The organism is Cellvibrio sp. (genome assembly GCF_053579595.1).
Genome location: NZ_JBRFPI010000105.1, coordinates 1 through 2,653 on the forward strand (window position 1 = coordinate 1; position 2,653 = coordinate 2,653).

3 protein-coding genes are annotated in these 2,653 nt (G+C 49.4%); 1 reads left to right on the top strand and 2 read right to left on the bottom strand.

Annotated elements, in window-relative coordinates; genetic code table 11:
- Positions 1–921 (bottom strand): MFS transporter (locus ACWA6V_RS08630; protein WP_449522101.1); only part of this gene is annotated, 921 nt, incomplete at its 3' end.
- Between the two features lie 130 nt (positions 922–1,051).
- Here ACWA6V_RS08630 and ACWA6V_RS08635 point away from each other — a divergent pair.
- Entirely contained in the window at positions 1,052–1,840 is a 789-nt protein-coding gene (locus ACWA6V_RS08635) for a helix-turn-helix domain-containing protein (protein WP_449522102.1), read from the top strand.
- A gap of 33 nt (positions 1,841–1,873) precedes the next feature.
- Here ACWA6V_RS08635 and ACWA6V_RS08640 read toward each other — a convergent pair.
- Positions 1,874–2,653: EAL domain-containing protein (locus tag ACWA6V_RS08640; RefSeq protein WP_449522103.1), on the bottom strand; the 780-nt coding region annotated here is incomplete at its 5' end.

Consider the following 2,653-nt stretch of genomic DNA (forward strand, 5'->3'; position numbering starts at 1 on the left):
CGTAAAAGGTGCGGCACCGAGAATAGAAATCCAGATAACCGCTTTGCGCCCCACCTTATCGCCAATCGGGCCACCCGCAAATGTCCCTACGGCAACGGCAGCGAGAAACAAAAATAAAAACAATTGTGCATTGGCGACTGAGGTTGAAAATTTTTCGATCAAATAAAAGGTGTAGTAGTTGGTAAACGCGGCCATGTAAATGTATTTGGAGAAAACTAACAGTGCTAATACCACGAGTGCACCTATGACTTGCTTGCGAGTTAAGTGTGCAAAATGTGGATGTTTTTTGACGCTTTTAAGTGATGCGCGTGAACGGATTGTCCAGCGGCTTACGCCAAATAAAACGCTGAAACCGAGAATCGCAAAGAGCGTGAACCAACCAATCGCGCCTTGCCCCTGCGGAAGAATAATCGCCGCTGCCAACAGCGGGCCGAACGCAGAACCCGCGTTGCCGCCGACTTGGAAAAAGGATTGCGCGAAGCCAAAACGTCCGCCTGATGCCATGCGTGTCACGCGCGATGCTTCCGGGTGGAATGTTGATGAACCCAAACCAATCATGGCCGATGCAATTAACAGCCAGGTAAAACTATCGGCCAGCGCCAGCATCACCAATCCGCACAAGGTAAACAGCATGCCGGTTGGCAATAAATAGGGTTTGGGGTGTTTGTCGGTATAGAGCCCAATCCCCGGTTGCAAAAGCGAGGCGGTCATTTGAAAGGCGAGGGTGATCATCCCGATCTGGGTAAAACTCAACTCGTAATTGGTTTTCAGCATGGGGTAGATCGAGGGCAAAATTGCCTGGATTAAATCATTCAGCAAGTGCACAAAACTCACCGCACCCACGACCGGCAAAATCGTTTTGGTAGGATCAAATTCGGTGGGCGTGAGAGTTTGGTTTGGAATGTGTTCCATCTTGCTCATAGCTGTGGGTATCTCCGGGGCGGGGCGTAAACATTAAATGCAGTCGCGCAGTATAAAATGACGAAAAAAGCAGATATGACATAAACTGTCGAATAAGTGACAATTTTGTCAACGCTTATTTGGAGCCGTTATGAGTAAACTTCTGCCGCGCAGTCCCGAAGAGTTGCAACATGTACCGCGCCCGATTGTGGCGTGGGGTGGACATTACAAAAATGGAGATGAAATTCCCCCGCACACCCATCCGCGTGCCCAGTTGCTTTATGCCGTTGAAGGGGTAATGCGGGTGTTAACGCCGAATAGTGTGTGGACAATTCCCTCGCACCGCGCGCTCTGGGTGCCGCCGAACGTTGAGCATCATTCATTTATGATGAGCGATCTGCAAATGCGCACGCTTTATGTGAGCGCCGATGTTCCGCTCTCGCTCGGTACAGAATGCCGCGCAATTTCGGTCTCTGGTTTATTGCGCGAATTGATTTTGGGGTTGCTGCAGGAACCGGCGGAATATCCTATTCCGGGGCGGGGCGAACATCTGGTGGCGTTAATATTGATGGAGATTAATCGCGCTGCAACCCAAGCGGTAGAAATTCCCTGGCCACAGGATCGACGCTTACAAACCGTTTGCCAATTCGTGATGAACTCACCCGGCGTCAGCCACACCATTGATGATCTCGCCGCTATGGCGGGCGCAAGTACACGCACGCTTATCCGGTTATTTCCCAAGGAGACAGGTTTGAAATATCACCAGTGGGTGCAGCAAGTCCAACTTGCCGAAGCGCTCTGCCGTTTAGGGCGCGGCGAGAGCATTGCGCGCATTGCAGGCTTTCTCGGCTACGCCAGCCCCAGCGCGTTTTCAGCGATGTTCAAACGCACTTTTGGTGTGACGCCGAATCAGTATTTTCAGCGCGCAAGCACTAATTAAGTGATCGACATTGGCTGCTATGATGTGAGGAAGCTATCTCGCCAAAAAACACTCTTCTGTTATTGCAGGGAGTGATTGAAACGAAGGGCGTGCAAAATAGTAGCCTTGAAATAATTCGATACCCATATCTTGCAGTACAGCGAATTCTTCGTAAGTTTCTATACCTTCTGCAACAACTGTCATTCCCAGTTCATTACATACTTGCACTATGCCGCGCACAATAATTTGGCTTGAGCGGCGTTTGTCGATATCACGCAGCAAAGCCATATCCAATTTCATAATATCGGTTTGAATTTCAGCGAGTAGATTCAGGCCAGCATAACCCGCACCAAAATCATCAATGGCGGTTTTAAAGCCGCGCTGGCGATAGTAATCCACAATATTGCGTACGTGGGCAAGGTCATCGACTTTTTCACTTTCCGTGATTTCAAAAATAATTTGCTCGATAGGAAAGCCGTATTTTTCAGCCGCCGCAAGCGTGGTGCGAATACACAATTCAGGGCGATAAACTGCATTGGGCATAAAGTTAATACTGAGCAGCGATTGCATGCCTAACTCAGCGGCTAGCTTGATGGCCGTAGTGCGGCAGGCCTGATCAAAACGATAGCGATTAGCGTCATTCACATGCGCAAAAATCGTTCCGGCGCCCTCGTTGTTTAATCCACGCACGAGTGCTTCATGCGCATATATGCTGCGAGTGCGTGCGTTCACTATGGGTTGAAATGCCATAGTGAATTCAAAGTCCAAACCTTCGCCATTGGTGCATTCTTCACAGCCTGTGGGGCGACACGATAAATTTGATTCCATAATTTT